Source organism: Mucilaginibacter sp. (assembly GCF_039207105.1).
Taxonomy (GTDB): Bacteria; Bacteroidota; Bacteroidia; order Sphingobacteriales; family Sphingobacteriaceae; genus Mucilaginibacter.
Window position 1 is genome coordinate 63,598 of record NZ_JBCECK010000008.1, and the last position, 17,511, is coordinate 81,108.

Annotated in this window: 17 protein-coding genes, 1 tRNA gene and 1 pseudogene; 13 read left to right on the plus strand and 6 right to left on the minus strand. The window is 40.4% G+C overall.

The genetic code is table 11. The annotated features are described in order from the left end of the window. Positions 1-164 precede the first annotated feature (164 nt). The 8 genes and pseudogenes from AAGC65_RS03145 (at position 165) to AAGC65_RS03180 (ending at position 6,517) form a co-directional block, all read left to right on the plus strand. Positions 165-614, plus strand: coding sequence for an organic hydroperoxide resistance protein (locus AAGC65_RS03145; RefSeq protein ID WP_343110951.1), 450 nt, complete (start codon positions 165-167; stop codon positions 612-614). A gap of 94 nt (positions 615-708) precedes the next feature. After that, on the plus strand, positions 709-1,770 hold the full coding sequence (locus tag AAGC65_RS03150) for an alpha/beta hydrolase (RefSeq protein ID WP_343110952.1): 1,062 nt from the start codon (positions 709-711) through the stop codon (positions 1,768-1,770). Positions 1,771-1,918: 148 nt separating this feature from the next. Next, the gene (locus tag AAGC65_RS03155) at positions 1,919-2,467 is read left to right on the plus strand and encodes a TetR/AcrR family transcriptional regulator (protein ID WP_343110953.1); all 549 of its coding nucleotides are present in this window, start codon (positions 1,919-1,921) and stop codon (positions 2,465-2,467) included. A gap of 150 nt (positions 2,468-2,617) precedes the next feature. Further along, entirely contained in the window at positions 2,618-3,127 is a 510-nt protein-coding gene (locus AAGC65_RS03160; protein WP_343110954.1) for a TetR/AcrR family transcriptional regulator, read from the plus strand. Positions 3,128-3,210: 83 nt separating this feature from the next. Further along, positions 3,211-4,071: an alpha/beta hydrolase gene (locus AAGC65_RS03165; RefSeq protein ID WP_343110955.1), complete on the plus strand. Its 861-nt coding sequence runs from the start codon at positions 3,211-3,213 to the stop codon at positions 4,069-4,071. A 71-nt stretch (positions 4,072-4,142) separates the two neighbouring features. Continuing rightward, positions 4,143-5,012, plus strand: a complete 870-nt coding sequence (locus AAGC65_RS03170; RefSeq protein WP_343110956.1) for an alpha/beta fold hydrolase — start codon at positions 4,143-4,145, stop codon at positions 5,010-5,012. Between the two features lie 93 nt (positions 5,013-5,105). Next, positions 5,106-5,729: a TMEM175 family protein gene (locus AAGC65_RS03175; RefSeq protein WP_343110957.1), complete on the plus strand. Its 624-nt coding sequence runs from the start codon at positions 5,106-5,108 to the stop codon at positions 5,727-5,729. 17 nt (positions 5,730-5,746) lie between these two features. Then, a pseudogene (locus tag AAGC65_RS03180) lies at positions 5,747-6,517 on the plus strand (SDR family oxidoreductase). Positions 6,518-6,673: 156 nt separating this feature from the next. Here the strand turns inward: AAGC65_RS03180 and AAGC65_RS03185 are convergent. Together AAGC65_RS03185 and AAGC65_RS26165 are read right to left on the minus strand one after the other, a co-directional pair. Then, the gene (locus AAGC65_RS03185) at positions 6,674-8,956 is read right to left on the minus strand and encodes a glycoside hydrolase family 3 N-terminal domain-containing protein (RefSeq protein WP_343110958.1); all 2,283 of its coding nucleotides are present in this window, start codon (positions 8,954-8,956) and stop codon (positions 6,674-6,676) included. Between the two features lie 118 nt (positions 8,957-9,074). Beyond that, entirely contained in the window at positions 9,075-9,140 is a 66-nt protein-coding gene (locus AAGC65_RS26165) for a hypothetical protein (protein ID WP_407940658.1), read from the minus strand. Between the two features lie 108 nt (positions 9,141-9,248). Here AAGC65_RS26165 and AAGC65_RS03190 point away from each other — a divergent pair, with 108 nt between their 5' ends. Both AAGC65_RS03190 and AAGC65_RS03195 read left to right on the plus strand, forming a co-directional pair. Further along, entirely contained in the window at positions 9,249-10,550 is a 1,302-nt protein-coding gene (locus AAGC65_RS03190; RefSeq protein ID WP_343110959.1) for an NAD(P)/FAD-dependent oxidoreductase, read from the plus strand. Positions 10,551-10,678: 128 nt separating this feature from the next. Beyond that, positions 10,679-10,966: a hypothetical protein gene (locus AAGC65_RS03195; RefSeq protein ID WP_343110960.1), complete on the plus strand. Its 288-nt coding sequence runs from the start codon at positions 10,679-10,681 to the stop codon at positions 10,964-10,966. Between the two features lie 25 nt (positions 10,967-10,991). On the opposite strand, the gene AAGC65_RS03200 is transcribed toward AAGC65_RS03195, so the two are convergent. The 3 genes from AAGC65_RS03200 to AAGC65_RS03210 all read right to left on the minus strand — a co-directional run bounded on the left by AAGC65_RS03200 (position 10,992) and on the right by AAGC65_RS03210 (position 13,828). Further along, the gene (locus AAGC65_RS03200; RefSeq protein ID WP_343110961.1) at positions 10,992-11,402 is read right to left on the minus strand and encodes a response regulator; all 411 of its coding nucleotides are present in this window, start codon (positions 11,400-11,402) and stop codon (positions 10,992-10,994) included. 143 nt (positions 11,403-11,545) lie between these two features. Beyond that, positions 11,546-13,447 carry a CHASE3 domain-containing protein gene (locus AAGC65_RS03205; protein WP_343110962.1) on the minus strand — a complete coding sequence of 634 codons (1,902 nt, stop codon included), beginning with the start codon at positions 13,445-13,447 and terminating at the stop codon, positions 11,546-11,548. 21 nt (positions 13,448-13,468) lie between these two features. Next, entirely contained in the window at positions 13,469-13,828 is a 360-nt protein-coding gene (locus AAGC65_RS03210) for a response regulator (protein ID WP_343110963.1), read from the minus strand. A gap of 388 nt (positions 13,829-14,216) precedes the next feature. Between AAGC65_RS03210 and AAGC65_RS03215 the strand changes: the two genes are divergently transcribed. The 3 genes from AAGC65_RS03215 (at position 14,217) to AAGC65_RS03225 (ending at position 16,954) form a co-directional block, all read left to right on the plus strand. Next, positions 14,217-14,837: a hypothetical protein gene (locus AAGC65_RS03215; RefSeq protein WP_343110964.1), complete on the plus strand. Its 621-nt coding sequence runs from the start codon at positions 14,217-14,219 to the stop codon at positions 14,835-14,837. Between the two features lie 278 nt (positions 14,838-15,115). Next, positions 15,116-15,865: a hypothetical protein gene (locus AAGC65_RS03220; RefSeq protein WP_343110965.1), complete on the plus strand. Its 750-nt coding sequence runs from the start codon at positions 15,116-15,118 to the stop codon at positions 15,863-15,865. A 375-nt stretch (positions 15,866-16,240) separates the two neighbouring features. After that, positions 16,241-16,954, plus strand: coding sequence for a hypothetical protein (locus tag AAGC65_RS03225; protein WP_343110966.1), 714 nt, complete (start codon positions 16,241-16,243; stop codon positions 16,952-16,954). 491 nt (positions 16,955-17,445) lie between these two features. On the opposite strand, the gene AAGC65_RS03230 is transcribed toward AAGC65_RS03225, so the two are convergent. Then, a tRNA-Arg gene (locus AAGC65_RS03230) sits at positions 17,446-17,510 on the minus strand. Between the last annotated feature and the right edge of the window lies 1 nt (position 17,511).

The following is a 17,511-nucleotide window of genomic DNA, read 5'->3' on the forward strand; positions in this document are numbered from 1 at the left end:
ACTGAGATCGCCCTATAAAAAGAGAAAATACAGGGTGTTATTTCAAGCTTAAAAATGACTAATTCACCATCAAGTTTGTCTGTCTAACCTATATATTGATTGTCTTTAGGTGCATTCAGAGGTAAATTTGATCAACAATCAAAAACAAATAAAAATTTAAAACAATGGAAACTGTTCAAACATCCGCAATATCAAACATCGTAAAAATTGAAAAAGTATTATATACCGCCAAAACCCATACTACCGGTGGCCGCGAAGGCGCCTCACAAAGTTCAGACGGCCGTTTAGATATTAAACTTTCATCTCCGGGCACCACAGGTGTTGGTACCAACCCAGAGCAATTATTTGCTGCAGGCTGGTCTGCATGTTACATTGGTGCTATGGGCCTTGCTGCAGCCAAAATGAAAGTTACCCTGCCTGCAGACCTGGCTGTTGACGCCGAAGTTGATTTAGGCACCGCTACCGGCGGTTACTTTTTGCAAGCCCGCTTAAATGTAAGTCTTCCGGGTTTAGCTCCTGAAGTTGCCCGCGAAATTGTAGATACCGCACACCAAACCTGTCCGTATTCAAAATTAACCAAGGGAAATATCAACGTTGAGATTAACCTGGTTTAAATAAGCTAAATTTATATCCCCAACCTTGTTTAAGTAATAGCAACAAGGTTGGGTTCAATTCAAACAAAACATTAACCCCTAACCATCAGAAAACATGTCAGAAGAACTAAAACTTGGTCGCCGCAGCTTTTTAAGCGCCGCCGCTATTACCGCAATTGCCGGTCCGCTTGCTATATTCGGCGGTAGTGCAAACGCCAAAAATACAGATAGCAAACCAGCAAAAACCGATACCATTAAAACCGGATCAAACAACACATTAGGCCCAATAAAACAAATAGATGCGGGCGCATTAAATGTTGGATATGCCGAAGCCGGCCCCACTAATGGTGCCCCGGTAATTTTACTGCACGGCTGGCCATATGATATTAATAGTTTTACTGACGTGGTTCCTTTGCTAACAGCAAAAGGTTACAGGGTAATTGTTCCGCATTTGCGTGGCCACGGCACTACCAAATTCCTTTCTAAAGATACCGTACGTAATGGCCAGCAATCTGTAGTGGCACTTGATATTATCGCATTGATGGATGCCCTCAAGATACAAAAAGCAGTGTTGGCCGGTTTTGACTGGGGCGCACGCACCGCCTGTGTCATTGCAGCACTTTGGCCAGAACGTTGCAAAGCCCTGGTATCTATAAGTGGCTACCTGGTTACCAACCTTAATGATGCTCAAAAACCGCTGCCGCCAAAAGCCGAGTTCAACTGGTGGTACCAATATTACTTTGCTACCGAACGCGGCCGTGAAGGTTATGATAAAAACAGGCGCGAGTTTGCAAAGCTGATCTGGGAGCTTGCTTCGCCAAAATGGAACTTTGATGCTGCTACTTTTGATCGCAGCGCGGCGTCACTGGATAATCCGGATCATGTTGATATCGTGATCCACAACTACCGCTGGAGATTGGGTTTGGCAGCAGGTGAAGCTAAATATGATGATTTTGAAAAACGGCTTTCACAAGGCCCGGTAATCACCGTACCTACTATAACCCTTGAGGGTGATGCCAATGGTGCGCCGCATCCAATGCCGGAAGCATACCGTAACAAGTTTTCAGGTAAATATACACACCGCACTATTACAGGTGGCATTGGCCACAATTTACCACAGGAAGCGCCGGAAGCTTTTGCACAAGCTGTTATTGAAGCAGACGCTTTCGCAAAATAAATCAGATCTCCTTACAGATACCAGGAAATAAATAATGAGCCTCTTAAGTAATTAAGGGGTTCATTATTTTGCTTTAAAGAGAACATTAATAAAAATTATTTACATAAAACAGACCTGTCTGTTTATCTCGTTTTTATTATCTTTGTGTATGCGCAATGAAAGAAAGAATGCAGTCAGGCAAACTATTATAGATACCGCGTCGCGTTTGTTTTATAAACAAGGGTATGGTAATACGGGAATTAACCAGATCATTGAAGAATCTGGTGTGGTTAAATCTTCACTTTATACAAGCTTCCGGTCAAAAGAAGATATTTTGATGGCATACCTGGAAACATCCGGAGCCGCTACAGATGAGGCGTTAAGAGCAGCTGCCTACAAGTTTGCAGATCCAAAAGAACGGATTTTGGGTGTATTTGATTATTTAATCGGGTTGGTACAGGAAAAGGAATACTATGGCTGTAATTTTTTGAATATCATTTCGGAGATCCCTAAAGAAGATGAACGGGTCAGGACACAGATCAAAAAGCAAAAGAATAATGTTCGCCGGTTGTTTACCGAAATTCTGGAACCTATTGGTAAAGCGGATATGGCCGATAATATTTATACACTATTTGATGGTGCTTTGATTGCTAACAAAGTACATGATGCGGTTTGGCCGGTAAAAAGCGCGCGAAACATAGCCGAGAAACTCCTTTAAGAAAAATAATTCACCTGATAATCAATCACTTATTTATTAGACAATAAATATTTCAAAAAAAACGTGAAATAAATAAAAACAGACAAGTCTGTTTTTATTTATTTTCTTTACATTTGACATATGAGAACAAAGTCAGTAAGGGAATCAATCATGAGAACAGCAGCGCGGTTGTTTTATCAAAACGGTTACAGTAATACAGGAATCAATCAGATCGTTGAGGAAGCCGGCATTGCCAAATCATCCTTATATCTACATTTTCGTTCAAAAGAAGATCTGCTCCTGGCATACCTGGAAGAAACTGGTACCGAGACTTTGGGGTTATTAAAACAGGTATCTGAAGGTTACCAAACACCAAAAGGTAAAGTGCTTGCCATATTTGACCATTTGAAACTACTTGTGCTTAATAATGATTTTAATGGATGTCATTTTCTGAATATTGTTTATGAAATGCCGCAGGGTGCGGTACGTGTCCGGGAGCAGGTTAAAAAACAGAAGGATGGTGTACGCGATATATTCAGCGAAATACTAAGGCCTTTAAAAAAGGAGCATTTGGCAGATGAGATTTATACCTTGTTTGAGGGTGCGCTGATTGCAAATAAAGTACATGCCGATTCCTGGCCAGTGATATCGGCAAGGAACATCGCTGGTAAGCTTATTTAATTTTTTTGCTTTAATAAAAACAAACTTGTCTGTTTTTTCAATTACTAATTTTCAATAATACATAATTTATAAAATCAATTAACATGAATAATCAAGCTATCTATTACAAAACATTAAATGTTGATGGGATCAATATTTTTTACCGTGAAGCCGGAGACAAAAGCAAACCACAAATTATTTTGCTCAACGGTGTTCCTAATGCATCCAGTGCTTTTCAGGAACTGATGCAGGACCTGAAAGATAAATTTTATTTAATAGCGCCCGATTTCCCCGGTTTTGGTAACAGCGATATACCCGACCAAAGCGTGTTTGACTATACTTTTCATAACATTTCTGTAGTTATAGAAAAATTTATTGATAAGCTTGGCTTAACCCGCCCCAACGTTTATGCCTTAGGTTATGGCGGCCCAATAACTTTCCGGATAGCATCCCGAAGACCTGAATTATTTAACACCTACATTCTTCAAAATTCAAATGCCTATGAAGAGGGCTTAGGACCGGCAATGATCAATGCTGCCCCCTACCTGCAAAACAGGAACGAGGAGACAGAGCAACTGGTAAAACCGTTGCTAACCTTAGATGGCATTAAACTGTTTTTCCTGAATGGTGCTAAGGATCAAAGCAGGATCAATCCGGACAGTTATCAGAATGCTTTATATTATTTAAGTCGCCCCGGGCAGCAAAAAATACAATTAGATTTACTTTATGACTATCGCACCAACATTGCCGAATATCCTAACTGGCAACGTTTTCTGAAACAAACCCAACCAAAACTGTTGTTAGTATGGGGCAAAAATGATGTGTTTTTTCCGATATCAGCCGCCGAAGCTATTCAAAGAGATGTGCCAACTGCGGAGTTACATGTTTTTGATACGAGCCACCTGGCACTGGAAGAACACCATACTGACATTGCAGAGAAAATTGAAACATTTCTGATCGCGTAAGGATACCCACTTTTTGCCGACTACTAATAAGCTTACCTGTTTTATCAAAATAAACTCCAACAATTAATATCATGAAAAATTCAACAGTTAAATATCTGACAATAAAGGTTAATGACCTTAACGTGTTTTACCGCGAAGCCGGACCAAAGGATGCCCCTGTTATACTGCTATTACACGGCTACCCTACTTCATCGCACATGTACAGAAACCTGATCCCTATTCTGAGCGAAAAATACCGTGTAATAGCACCCGATCTGATCGGCTTTGGTTATTCAGATGCTCCGCATTATAAATCATTTAATTACACCTTTGATAACCTGACCGCCTATGTACAAGGCTTTATTGATCAGCTTGGCTTAAAACGCTTTGCCATACAGGTATTTGATTACGGAGCGCCTGTTGGTTTCAGGCTGGCAGTTGCTAACCCAGAAAAAATCACCGGTATTATTTCACAAAATGGTAATGCTTATGAAGAAGGCTTGAGCGATGGCTGGAATCCGATACAAAAATACTGGGCAGACCCAAGCCAGGAAAATCGTGAGAACTTAAGGTCGATGACAAGTGCCGGGCTTACCCAATGGCAATATTTTACCGGTGTAAGTGATAAAAGCCTGATAGCCCCTGAATCATATATACTTGATCAGTATTTTCTGGACCGTGATGAAAATGCGGAGCTACAGCTTGATCTGTTTAAGGATTATGCTAATAATGTGGCCATGTATCCAACGTTTCATCAATACTTCAGGGAAAGCCAGGTACCATTTTTAGCTACATGGGGCGATAAAGACCCATTCTTTTTGCCACCGGGCGCCGAAGCTTTCAAAAAAGATCTTCCTGATGCCACTGTCAAGTTTTTTGATACCGGACATTTTGCCCTGGAAACTCATGTGAATGAGATAGGCGAAGAGATACTGAAGTTTCTGGAAACATTACCTAAATAATTAATTATTCCCGTACATCATACAATTGCTGTAGCAATTGTATGATGCATTTAAATGATCACTGATATGTTGAGCGAAAATAAAAAAATGAAAATGTCGATGGATCACTCATCACCCGAAAGGGTGTTCGCCTTTTCTGATGGAGTGTTTGCCATTATTATCACCATCATGATCCTGGAATTAAAAAAACCTGAGGGTCCAACATTTCATGCCTTATTTGAGTTATGGCCAACCTGGATCAGCTATGCTACCAGTTACCTGTTCATTGCCATAGTATGGGTAAATCATCATTATTTATTAAGGCATGCTACAGAAGCAACCCCACGTTTGATGTGGGTCAACTTTGGACACCTTTTTTCTATATCCCTGATTCCGTTTTTAACTGATTGGATAGCTGAAAGCAAATTAGCGCCGGTTCCGGTGGCTATGTATGCCTTGGTATTCTTCCTGGTAAATGTTACCTATCTGGCACTGGTTTGGGAAGTACTCTGCGACCACGATAAGAAAGTTATTACAGGCACAACAATGCGATTACTGAATATACGATCCTTTATATCATTATCCCTGTTTTTAGCGGCTATGATATTGGCTTTCTGGTTTCCGTTAGCAGGCTTTGCGCTGGTTTGCGGATGTTTACTGCTTTACCTGAGGCCTGACTTAAAAGAACCCGGAATGAAAATGTCAGTTCCTCCGATGATGAAAAAATCAAAAATGTAATCGAATTAAACAAACTTATGAAAAACAAAATAGCAATAGTAACCGGTGCAAGTGCCGGCATTGGGGCAGCCACAGCTGTCAGGCTGGGAAAAGATTTTTCGGGTATGGTACTGGTGGCCCGCCGCGAAGAAGAACTACAGGCAACTGCCGAGATCGTAAAGGGCGTTGGAGCCGAGCCTCTCATCATATCTGCCGACCTTAGAATGATTGAGGCCGTAGATGTTGTTATCAGCAAAACGATCGAAAAATTTGGCCAGATTGATGCCGTTATCAATATCGCCGGTGCTGTTCCTCAGATCCATTTATTTGAAATGACAGAAGAGCAATGGAACGATGGTGCCGAAATGAAACTGCACGGAGCTCGCAGGCTTACCATTAAGGCATGGCCTTATCTAAAAATAACTAAGGGTTCGGTAATATTTACCTCTGGTAATTCCGCGGAAGACCCAAAGCCTGGTTTTGCTGCTGTAGCCACCATTAATGCAGCTATTGTTGCTTTGGCTAAAGCCTTTGCTGAGCAAGGAATTATAGATGGTGTTCAGGTAAACAGCGTATTACCCGGACCGGTGATGAGCAACCGACGTATCGGATTTTAAAAAAAATGGTCAGAGGCTAATCATATGAACATGGATGAAGCCAAAGCAAAATTCCTGGAACAATCACACATCGAGCGTTACGGCGAGCCTGAAGAAATTGCGGAATTAATGGCTTTCCTGTTATCGTCGGGAGCTAAATGGCTTACCGGTACAGCAATAAGAATGGATGGTGGCGAAGTGAAAGGAATATAACAAGAGTTAACTAAATGATTACAGGAGTGATTTGTATTTCATTTACACATCACACCAGTAAACCCGGTATTTTTTGAGAATCAGAGCTGCTTTATTTGGTAGCAATCATAACAAAGGCGCCTCATAAGAGGTGCCTTTGTTATAATGATTGTTATGTTAATTTTTATATTCCAATTGCTTCTTCAGCACTACATTATCAGCAGCTTTCCCAATCATCACATCAAAGGTGCCCGGTTCAGTAACATGTTTCATTTGGCGGTTCCAGATCGCTATATCATCTTTATTGATCGTAAAGTTCACTGTTTTAACTGCACCTGGTTCAATAGCTATTTTAGCAAAACGTCTTAATGCCATTTTTGGCGTACTTACCGAATTTATCTTGTTGCCCAGGTACAATTGTACCACTTCTTTTCCTGCTACATTACCAGTATTTTTCACATCTACAGTAATAGCAACCTGCTCGTTTTTGCTAAAATCCGTTCTTGATACCTTAAGGTTGGTATAATCAAATGAAGTATAGCTTAACCCGAAGCCAAAAGCAAACAGTGGGTCTGTTGATGAAAACACATAATCGCGACCCGGTTTTTCAATGGTTCCTGGTTCACGGTTAATCCCTTTTGAAGAATTGACATAATTATAAAATACGGGAATATGACCTGTGGATTGTGGTACACTCATGTTAAGCCTGCCCGATGGATTTACTTTACCAAACAGGATATTTGCTATAGCAGTACCACCTTTTTCGCCAGGATACCAGGCCTCTAAAATGGCCGGGATATTCTCCTTTTCCCAACTGATACTCCACGGACGACCATTTTCCAATACCAGTATAACCGGTTTGCCGGTTTTATAAACAGCCTGCAGCAACTCGCGCTGAACACCTTGCGGGCTAATATCGGTAACATCATAGCCTTCACCGCAGGTAAATGGATCTTGGGGTTCGTTACCCGGAGTCTGACCATTCCAACCTATTCCCTGGAATACCACACTGGTAGTACCTAACACTACCACCACAGCGTCGCTTTCCTGTGCCGTTTTTACGGCTTCATCAAACCCACTCTTGTCAAGGCCGGTAAGTTCGCATCCTTTGGTATAATTTACTTTAATGCTGTTACCCGCAAATTGCTTTATTCCTTCCAATACGTTCACGCCCGATAGGTTATCACGGGTAAAGCTGTAATCCCCATATTGTACCTTATTGGCATTAGGCCCTATAACGGCTATTGACTTTAGCTTGCTAATATTAAGTGGTAACAGATTGTTACTGTTTTTTAATAAAACTATTGATTCCTCGGCTATTTGCTGGGATAGTTTAATATGTTCAGGAGTATGCACCCTATCCTTTATGCGCGATGTATCTGCCAGGGGCTTTTCAAATAAACCAGCCTTGAATTTAATAGTAAGTATGCGGGCTACAGCAGTATCAATTTGTGATTCTTTGATCTTGCCGGCTTTAACCAGCTCAATTAAATGCGGATATACATCAGGACGTGCGGCTTCCAGATCAACACCTGCTGTTATTCCCATTAAGGCGGCTTCTGATTTGGTTTTGGCAATTTTATGAAAATCATACAGCTGACTAAGACCTCCGTAATCAGAAAACACATAGCCCTTAAAGCCCCATTCAGTTCTTAACACTTGTTTTAATAAAAACTCATTACTATGAGCGGGGATACCATCAATCTCATTGTACGAGGGCATTATTGCGGCAATATTTGCATCCTGCACAGCATCACGAAAAGGAGCCAGAAACATGGAGCGCAATTCACGTTCGCCAATTTCAGTAGGGGCCAGATTAATGCCTGCGATAGGTTTGCTGTAAGCAGCAAAGTGCTTTCCGGTACACATTACTTTATCAAAGGCGAAGGCGTTACGGGTTTGTGCCGGATCGCCCTGCATACCTCTTACAAAGGCTGAGCCAAGCTGACCAACCAGGTACGGATCTTCGGCAAAGCATTCCTCTACCCTGCCGTAACGGGCATCACGGATAAGGTCAAACAACGGCGAAAGCGCTTCGTCTACCCCGGAAGTTGATGCCTCATAAGCGATAGCTTTTCCCATTTGCTCTATAAGTGCAGGGTTCCAGGTACTGCCTTGCGCTATAGCCTGCGGAAAAGTGGTGGCTCCTGCCGCCAGCTGCCCGTGCAAACATTCGCCGATTTGTATGGGCGGAATACCCAGACGGGTTTGTTCGCGGCTGTATTTTTTTGCAGCTGCTGATTTTAATGCTACATCCTTAACATTGGTAAACGGGCTTTCCAGTACACCGTATGCAATTTTACTATGGAGCGCGTCTGTCAATGATGACATGCTCATTTGTCCAACCTTTTCTTCCAGTGTCATACGCTTTAAGAGATCGGCCACCCGTTTCTGTACAGGAGCTTTGGGATCTTTATAGGTTTGGCCATAAGTGCCAATTGCACCAGCAGTAGTTAGCATAATTGCAAGAAACAGTCCTTTGAGGTTAATGGAGTTTAAATTCATAATAGAAGAGGCTCTCTTTTCAGCTTTTTAAAAGATAAGCGGCGCTCCATTGAAGTTGCGCCTGCTAAAGATATTAATAATTAGGACTTTGTTTGATATTCGGGTTTCTATCAATTACCGCCTGCGGTATGGGGTTCAAATACGTTTCAAGTATGGATTAATTTGGAAATAAACGGTCAAAAAAGTTAAAAATATATTTGATAGTAACTAAATTGCATTAGTCTAACTGTGCCTAAATAGTAGCCTGATGGAAAACAGTATTGTAAACAAAAAACACATTGTAGTTATTGGTGGTGGATTTGCCGGGTTAAATTTTATTACCCGCATGCTGAAAAATAAATATTACCATATAACCCTGGTCGATAAAAACAACTACAACTATTTTACCCCTTTACTGTACCAGGTTGCAACCAGTTTTCTGGAACCGGCAAGTATCAGCTATCCATTCCGCAAGGTGTTAAAAAACAGCGGCGCCTCTTTCAGAATGGCATCTTTAAAAAAGGTTGATACCCAAACACAGGAGCTTTATTTAAGCGATGGTGGTATTCTTAATTATGATATACTTGTATTTGCAGCGGGATCAAAAACCAACTTTTTTGGCAATGAGAGTGTACGCGCCCAGGCCTTTTCGCTCAAAGGTATTGATGATGCCCTGTTTATGCGCAACGAACTTATCAAAACAGTAGAGCGGGCAGCTATTGAAACCGATCCGGTGGCAAGAAAAAAATTGTTAACCGTAGTTATAGCCGGTGGTGGACCAACAGGGGTAGAAATTGCCGGTATGCTGGCCGAGATGAAACGATACATTCTGGGGAAGGATTATCCGCAGTTAATGGAGACAACTGCCGAAATTCACATTATTGACGGCTCCCCTTATCTGTTGGCCCCGATGAGCGATAAATCGCACGAGGCTGCCTACAAAGCTTTAGCAGATCAGGGTGTTCACATCAAACTGAATACCCATGTTAATTCGTACGATAACGGCGTTGTACATTTATCTGACGGAAGTACCATAGAGGCAGAAACCTTAATATGGGCCGCCGGTGTAATAGCCAACTTATTTGAGGGTATCGCTGCAGAAAGTATTGGAAAAGGCAGGCGCATGCTTACAGATGCCTTTAACCGGGTTAATGGATATGAAAATATTTATGCTATTGGCGATATAAGCCTGCTAACTTCTGACCCTGCTTATCCTAATGGCCACCCGCAGCTGGCACAACCGGCTATACAACATGGAAAAAGCCTGGCCAAAAATCTTACTCGGGTTGCAAAAGGCCAGCAAATGAAACCTTTTATTTATTTTGACCGCGGAGATATGGCCATCATTGGCAGAAGGGTAGCAATGGCCGATCTGTTTAAACACAAATTACATTTAGGAGGCTTTTTAGGTTTAATGAGCTGGTTGTTTATACACCTGGTATCGCTTGTAAATTATAATAACAAGATCAAAACACTTTACAACTGGACAGTAGCCTACCTTACCCGTGACCAGGCCCTGCGCATGATCTTCCGTTCTGAAAACCGTGAAAACCGCATGGAAAATGATTGATGTCGGGATAGCCCTGACAAGCTTATATATTTTAAAAGTTCGAACATTTATCCGGCAGGTTTATCAATAGAGCCTGTAAATTGTACATATCTTATTTAATTACTAATAATATCATCAATTTTACTTCAATGATGACATTAGATGAATTCAAAGCTTCATTAAGCTTAAAACAACCCATGAGCGAATTGACGGTACAGTTAAAAAGCCTTTGGTATGATGGTAAGGGAGACTGGCAGCAGGCACACGCGCAAGTTGACCACTTAAAAGATCAGTCATCGGCCTGGGTACATGCTTACCTGCACCGTAAGGAAGGCGATATCGGGAATGCCGATTACTGGTATGACAAAGCAAGGCAGATTCGTCCGAACCTGTCTTTAGAGGAAGAATGGGAACAATTAGTATTACAATTTCTTTAATCAGATAGTTTGCGTTTGAGTGTGTTTAGGCCAGATTTAAGATATCACGCAACTTTTTGATATCGATAGGCTTTGACAAATAGCCGGCTACCTGAGGGTGGATTCTCGATCGCTCCAGATCATGAGGATCAATTGAGGATGAAAGCATATAGATCTTACTTTGCAACTCAACAGGAATATCCAGTTTATCGTACTCCTGCAAAAATTCCCATCCGTCCATCTCTGGCATTCTGATGTCCAGAAATATGTACTCAGGAAGGCTGCCAGGCTGTTCCTTATTCATTTGTTTGATTCTGTCAATGGCGATCTTTCCGTTAGGACAGGTTTCGATATCAGTTTTTGCTAATACCATTTTGATGAGCATCTTAAAAATAAGACTGTCAAGTTCACTGTCATCAACAAGCATAGTTTTGGATAATATTTCTGAATGTGTCATGACTTCAACTTTTCTAACTGGTATAGTATCGTTTTTTACGTAATAGGATTTTAATTGTTGCTTTTAGATTAATCAGTTTCCTAATTATCAAAAATTTAACTTAACTGCGAAATTCCAGGATCATCAGACCGGACTTTCAAAGTTTATGAAATATGCTCCTGATGCTCAACCAGGTGATGACCGGAGGTTTGTACCATTGGCACACTAAACCAAAATGTACTGCCCTCTCCCGGCTTACTGATAACGCCGATCTGACCGCCATGCCTTTTAATAATTTCCGCACTGATATAAAGACCTATACCCATGCCTGAGGCCTGTTTTCCGTCGGGGCTTCGGTAATACCGATCAAAGAGAAAGGGCTGATGTTCCAGCGAAATTCCCGGTCCTTCATCCCTTACCGATATAATAGCCATTTCATTTACAGAAAGATGGATATAAATCTTTTTTGATGAAGATGCATATTTCAGCGCGTTATTAATAAAATTAATGATCACCTGACTTATCCGCTCGGCATCAGCGGGGACGCTTACATGTGCCTCCGCCTCAATAACAAACTCAACATTGCTAACAGCATTGAAATAAGCACAGCTTTCCCTGATCACTCCGGCCAGGTCTGTTTGAACAATCTTTAAGTCCAATTGTCCCCGGCTCAGTTTTCCCATATACAACAGGTCTTCAACCAATACAGAAACTTTATTCACACTCCTGCTGGCCCGTTCTATGAGCGCGTTCATCTTTTCGGGAGATAGCTTATCACTCATTGATTCAATGATCTGAATTGTAGACTTCAGACTGGTAAGCGGAGTTTTTAGTTCATGACTGGCAATATTTATAAAGTCATCCTTTTGCCGTTCCAGTTGTTTAAGCTCCTCAATATCTGTCGCTGTGCCCACCCATAGCTGGATCTGGCCGTTATCACGCTTGAGCGGAGCCATACGAATAAGATGACAACGGTATATACCATCGTGCCGCCGCTCCCGGATCTCGAACTCCCCCGCTTCGCCCGATGCGATAATTTCATTGAAACGTGAGTGATTATACCCGACATCCTCCGGGTGAATTACACTCTGCCATCCCGAACCTTTACTGAACTCGAAATCCAGTCCCGTATAATTAAACCATTGCCGGTTGAAGAAATCCACTTCGCCGGTAGGGGAATTTGTCCATGCAATTGTTGGCAGGGTTTGCAGTATCATTCGAAAGCGTTCCTCGCTAAGTGCCAGTTCGGCCGTTCTGGAAACCACGATTTGCTCAAGTTCAGCGTTCAGGTTGGTGAGCTGTTGCCGCGAGTCGAGTAATTCTTCATTACTTACGTTAAGTTCTTCGTTGATCGCAGTCATTTCCTCATTAGATGCGGCCAGTTCATCATTAAGTTCGGCAGTTTCGCGCTCCTTATTGGTAATCTGCACTTGCATATCTGCCCGGTCTCTAATAATCGCCGTCACTCCTTTGTAGGATAAGGCGGTAACAACAAGCGCTATCAAAACAGATGCGAGAATGAAATAAGGAACATACCTAACATAGCTTCTGTACTGAATCAGTTCAGCATTCAATAATTGCTGCTCGTGTAATTCAGCGGTTGCAACTGTTTTACGCAGATTATCCATTGCCTTTTTCCCGGCGAGCATGTTATTTAAATCCGGATTTTTACCCAATTTTTTGAGTTCCATATTCCGGGTAAATGCTTCCATGCGGGTGCTAACCATTTGCTGCAGGTTCAGGATATTGGCCTGTTGCCGATTATCATTTGATGTAAGTTTTTGCAGCGAACCAATCAATGCGTGTGCCTTAACCGGCGATTGGTAGTAGGGTTCCAGAAATTCCGTCCTGCCGGTGATCAGATACCCCCTCTGGCCAGTCTCTGCATCTTTCATAACAGAAATAAGGCTATCCAATTTCCGAACAATAACATTGCTATGCTCCACCAACCGGCTGCTTTTCAACATTTGCCTTGTTCCCATGTATGATATGAAACTGACACCAAGAAGTGCTATAAATGAAAATCCATAGCCGATCTTCAAATTTCTATCAAAAGATATTTTCATACAATGTGAGTCTGTTCTGTATCAACTCAATAGATTTTCTACGATATCAATCAATTTTTTGTTTTCAAAGGGTTTGGCCAGATAGGCATCATAGCCGAAATTAGCTACAGCTACCGCCTGCTTATGATAAGCCGTCATCAGAATTACCGGAATATGAGACCAATTTTTATGATGCTTGATCGCTTTACAGATCTGCCCCCCGTTCATTCCAGGGAGAACAAAATCAGTCAATACAAGATCTGGCTGGTGTTGATTAACCAGGGAAATAATATCAACGGTATCTGTAACTCCTACAACATCGAAATCATGGAGATCAAGCAAGGTTTCAATCGAGCCTAATATATCCTGATCATCTTCTATAATAAGTATTCGCTTTGCCATTGAATTGCATTTATATACTTATAAAATAACCTCATTTTGCTGACGTTAACATAAAAATAACTTTTGAGTTTTTATAATAAATCAAATAATAAATAATTACTGATTTAGCAGCTTCAGGAACCGCCAGGAGGAGTGACTTTTGATGTTATAATTTCATAAATAGCCCGCAGGCTTGCTATGCAAAGCGCCGCAAGATGGTTGCACTTGGATGGGAAACGGAACATTTATTGATATTAGCTGGCTTGACAAAACCCGTAAACTATTTTGAAATAGTAAGCTATTTAATAATAGCGATAAATGAGCTCACACAGAACTTAAGTTGGAGATTAGATAACTATCTTTAAACTCATCGAAATCTATTACCTTAGAATGTCCTATTTACTCTAAAATGAAGACCTTAATCATACTTATAGCTTTTGTGGCGTTAGCACTTATATTGAAAGCCTGTACTCAAACTGATAGACTAGCTAAAGATTCTACTCGCCCTTCAAATGATAAGAAGCCAACCAGTATGAAAGAGAATGATAAGCTAATTGTTATAAGTAACGTGAACCAGGAAGATGCCAAAAAAGCTTTAACCACATTCTGTAACATCTATAACAAAGACAGCTTCGTGGCCTTACCAAGGCTTGTTACCCTCTCCTCTGATTCTTTTGCTGTTATATTTCCTTATGATACAGACTTTGCTACTTTTTGCTTTGCTGTCAACTTCCTTAAGTATCCTATCGATATCAAGTGGCAATCACAAGTAATAGCCTGGGTTACCACAAAGGAAGGTGACGATTGGATAACAGATAAAAGTAAGAACAGGAAGGTAATGCTTTTTCTTGCGGATGATGACAAAGAGTACGACAACGTTTTTATGACTACAGAGGATAACATTGGGTACAAACTTGGCTTTGCCGCTGGCGAGGAAAAGCAACTTCTTCAAATACCAAAGAAGCCTTATTTGGTTCCTTCTATAAAAGCTAAAAGCCTTGATGGCTTACCGTTTGTAGATATAAAATAAAAGGATCAGGAGAGTTATAATGAATTACTAAGCCAATTTATGTTGATAGCTGCTGTATGGTGTGCACAACATTTAATAAATACTAAAATAAAGGTCAAACAGCTGTTTTGCACTCATATAATATACAAACTCAGACTGCATATCATCATTACTAACCTATGGTGTTTGTGTTGCTGGCTTTATTCTGTACAGCTTGCTATAAGCCAGTGAAGAGAATAAACTCAATTACTAAAATTGAGTTGGCTTAATACGGAAATGTGCTATCTTAATCTTTTAAAATGGGGCTATTCAATAAACTATTCAATCGCAAGGTAAACCAGCCGGAAGATCAATACACTGTAACCATTACAACTGAATGGGTAAAAGTTGAACATCCTAAATGGGGCGTAGAAACTTTAATCTGGACTGACCTACAAAAGGTATTCTATATAAATACTGATGAAGGCCCTTGGCTACCTGATCTTTGGTTAACCTTAGTTGGTAATAACAGCAGTTGCAGGATTCCTTTAGGGGCCAAAGGGTTTGAAGAAGTGTATGATATCGTTTCTAAGTATCCGGAATTTGATTTTGAAAACGCTAATAAAGCTATCTCTTGTACGGCTAATGCTGAATTTCTACTTTGGACAAACCAATTGCAGAGCAGGCCTAATAGTATACCTATGAGTACAGAGATCATGGAAGGCCAGATATGGTCTTATATAACCAGAAAAGGCGAGGAGGAATCTAGACTCACCATTTTAAAAGTTGAACAATTACATAACAATACATCTGTTGCACATATAAGAATAGATGGGCTGAATTTACACCAAGGCCAGGTCCAAACAAATTATAGTCTTGCATCAATTGAGCATTTACCAATCAGCCTTACGGCTTTAACAGGCAGCCTTGTCAAGTTAGAATTGACAGTTGAAGTTTCAGTGAATGAAGGCTACTTTTATTGGAAAAGCCAGTTTTTAGAAGGAAAGGCTGGTGTATGGGATATTAGTGTTTTAGAAGCCATAGATATTACCGATAGGGCATACACTTAATCTTAGCATATTGAGCATTCCCCTTTTAATAAGTCAGCGTAAAATGTCATCTAAAGCATCAAATAACCATTTCTTGCATTTTCTTAGTTTGCTACACTTAATATTAAGGGTATTAAGAACCCCTTTTTTGAAAAAGTGTAGCAGGTCATTTGGGTTTATCAATTTATTATTTGTATTACCTAAGTAAACAACAGAATTTCTATTTTGCAGAATTGGATAATCATATTCGGAGGTAGCCTCAATTTGAGTTTGGACAGACCTTTATAAAGACTATAATGCTTATATCTTGATTTGGGGCCAGATGTTTATTATATTGGTAGGATAAGCCCGTGACTAATGCCTAAGTATATCTTTCTCTTAATAATAATGATTACCATGAGTGTATTGGCATATTCTCAGTGCATCGATCGTGGAAAAATTAAATATGGAGGGAATTATTATTCCACAGACTACATACGTCTTTGTCCAACATATGCTTTTGCTACTAATGGAGATACATCAAAGAACTGGAATGTTCTTACTGATCCTATAGACATTAAACAAGCTCCGGCAAAGGCATTGGCATACAAAAGGAATGTTGATATAGCTATATTGAAATATTCTGGTGATAAATTCTACTCTAAGCTTAACTTCCATTCCTTAGAGGTTGTTTACCCTCAAAGATTGAATTGGTTTAAAAAGCAAGGTAGACAAGATGTTACTTTAAAATACTATAAGGCTAAGTACTTTTTTTTCTATCAGTTTAAACCCGATTCCATTGCGTCATTCCTTATTGGTATTGCTGTAAATAAAGAAGGCAAAATAATAAGTCCATTCGTCTTTCCCTCTAAAAAGAATTATGCACCTATTGATACAAGCTTTACTTATTGTAAACTCCTCGAAATAGCAAGGAGTAAACAAAGAGACATCGATCCGGTACAAGAGTTAAGCCTTGAGTTTGACACAAAATCACAAAGATTCCTTTGGCTGATCTCACAAAGCGTTGTTGACACGAAAGAGGGAGATAACTTTTTCAATCAAGTAATGATTGACGCAGCGGACTTATCGAAAGTTCAAACTGCAAAGACCTATGCCACAATAGTAAGATAATATAACTTAAAACCAGAGTTTCACGACCTCTATAAAATAAGAATTTAAGATTTTCTGAATTGGAATAAAGAGTGAGAAAATAATTATTCAGCAAAGTTAAGTGGGAGTCTGCAATACAAGGCAAGGAATTTCCGGCATAAACACAGCCCTCCTCACTACCTTAAATTTATTCCGTTCCTCCTTGTATTTAATTCATCCTTGCACTTGTTGGGGCGCCATAATTATTTATTCACTTAATTAAGAAAAGTATGCAATCAGAAGAAGAATCTATCCCAGTAACCTCTAAATTTGCTTTAGAAATGCGCCAAAAGTGCGCCAAATCCATCTTTAAAATACCAAATTACGAAACAGAAAGTGACACTTACTCAATTTAGCAATCCAACAGTTTATCAATTAACAGAATCTTAAAAACGGCGTTTAAGCTATAAATACCTCATTTCAGCCAATAAAAAAGCCCTTCTGAATTTCAGAAAGGCTTCGTGTTCAAGTGATCTCATCAGGATTCGAACCTGAGACCGACAGATTAGAAATCTGTTGCTCTATCCAGCTGAGCTATG

Excerpts from the sequence above, each read along its gene's own strand:
- AAGC65_RS03145 (WP_343110951.1), top strand. The coding sequence starts at position 165 with ATGGAAACTGTTCAAACATCCGCAATATCAAACATCGTAAAAATTGAA.
- AAGC65_RS03150 (WP_343110952.1), top strand. The coding sequence starts at position 709 with ATGTCAGAAGAACTAAAACTTGGTCGCCGCAGCTTTTTAAGCGCCGCC.
- AAGC65_RS03155 (WP_343110953.1), top strand. The coding sequence starts at position 1,919 with ATGCGCAATGAAAGAAAGAATGCAGTCAGGCAAACTATTATAGATACC.
- AAGC65_RS03160 (WP_343110954.1), top strand. The coding sequence starts at position 2,618 with ATGAGAACAGCAGCGCGGTTGTTTTATCAAAACGGTTACAGTAATACA.
- AAGC65_RS03165 (WP_343110955.1), top strand. The coding sequence starts at position 3,211 with ATGAATAATCAAGCTATCTATTACAAAACATTAAATGTTGATGGGATC.
- AAGC65_RS03170 (WP_343110956.1), top strand. The coding sequence starts at position 4,143 with ATGAAAAATTCAACAGTTAAATATCTGACAATAAAGGTTAATGACCTT.
- AAGC65_RS03175 (WP_343110957.1), top strand. The coding sequence starts at position 5,106 with ATGTCGATGGATCACTCATCACCCGAAAGGGTGTTCGCCTTTTCTGAT.
- AAGC65_RS03185 (WP_343110958.1), bottom strand. The coding sequence starts at position 8,956 with ATGCTAACTACTGCTGGTGCAATTGGCACTTATGGCCAAACCTATAAA.
- AAGC65_RS03190 (WP_343110959.1), top strand. The coding sequence starts at position 9,249 with ATGGAAAACAGTATTGTAAACAAAAAACACATTGTAGTTATTGGTGGT.
- AAGC65_RS03195 (WP_343110960.1), top strand. The coding sequence starts at position 10,679 with ATGATGACATTAGATGAATTCAAAGCTTCATTAAGCTTAAAACAACCC.
- AAGC65_RS03200 (WP_343110961.1), bottom strand. The coding sequence starts at position 11,402 with ATGACACATTCAGAAATATTATCCAAAACTATGCTTGTTGATGACAGT.
- AAGC65_RS03205 (WP_343110962.1), bottom strand. The coding sequence starts at position 13,447 with ATGAAAATATCTTTTGATAGAAATTTGAAGATCGGCTATGGATTTTCA.
- AAGC65_RS03210 (WP_343110963.1), bottom strand. The coding sequence starts at position 13,828 with ATGGCAAAGCGAATACTTATTATAGAAGATGATCAGGATATATTAGGC.
- AAGC65_RS03215 (WP_343110964.1), top strand. The coding sequence starts at position 14,217 with ATGAAGACCTTAATCATACTTATAGCTTTTGTGGCGTTAGCACTTATA.
- AAGC65_RS03220 (WP_343110965.1), top strand. The coding sequence starts at position 15,116 with ATGGGGCTATTCAATAAACTATTCAATCGCAAGGTAAACCAGCCGGAA.
- AAGC65_RS03225 (WP_343110966.1), top strand. The coding sequence starts at position 16,241 with ATGAGTGTATTGGCATATTCTCAGTGCATCGATCGTGGAAAAATTAAA.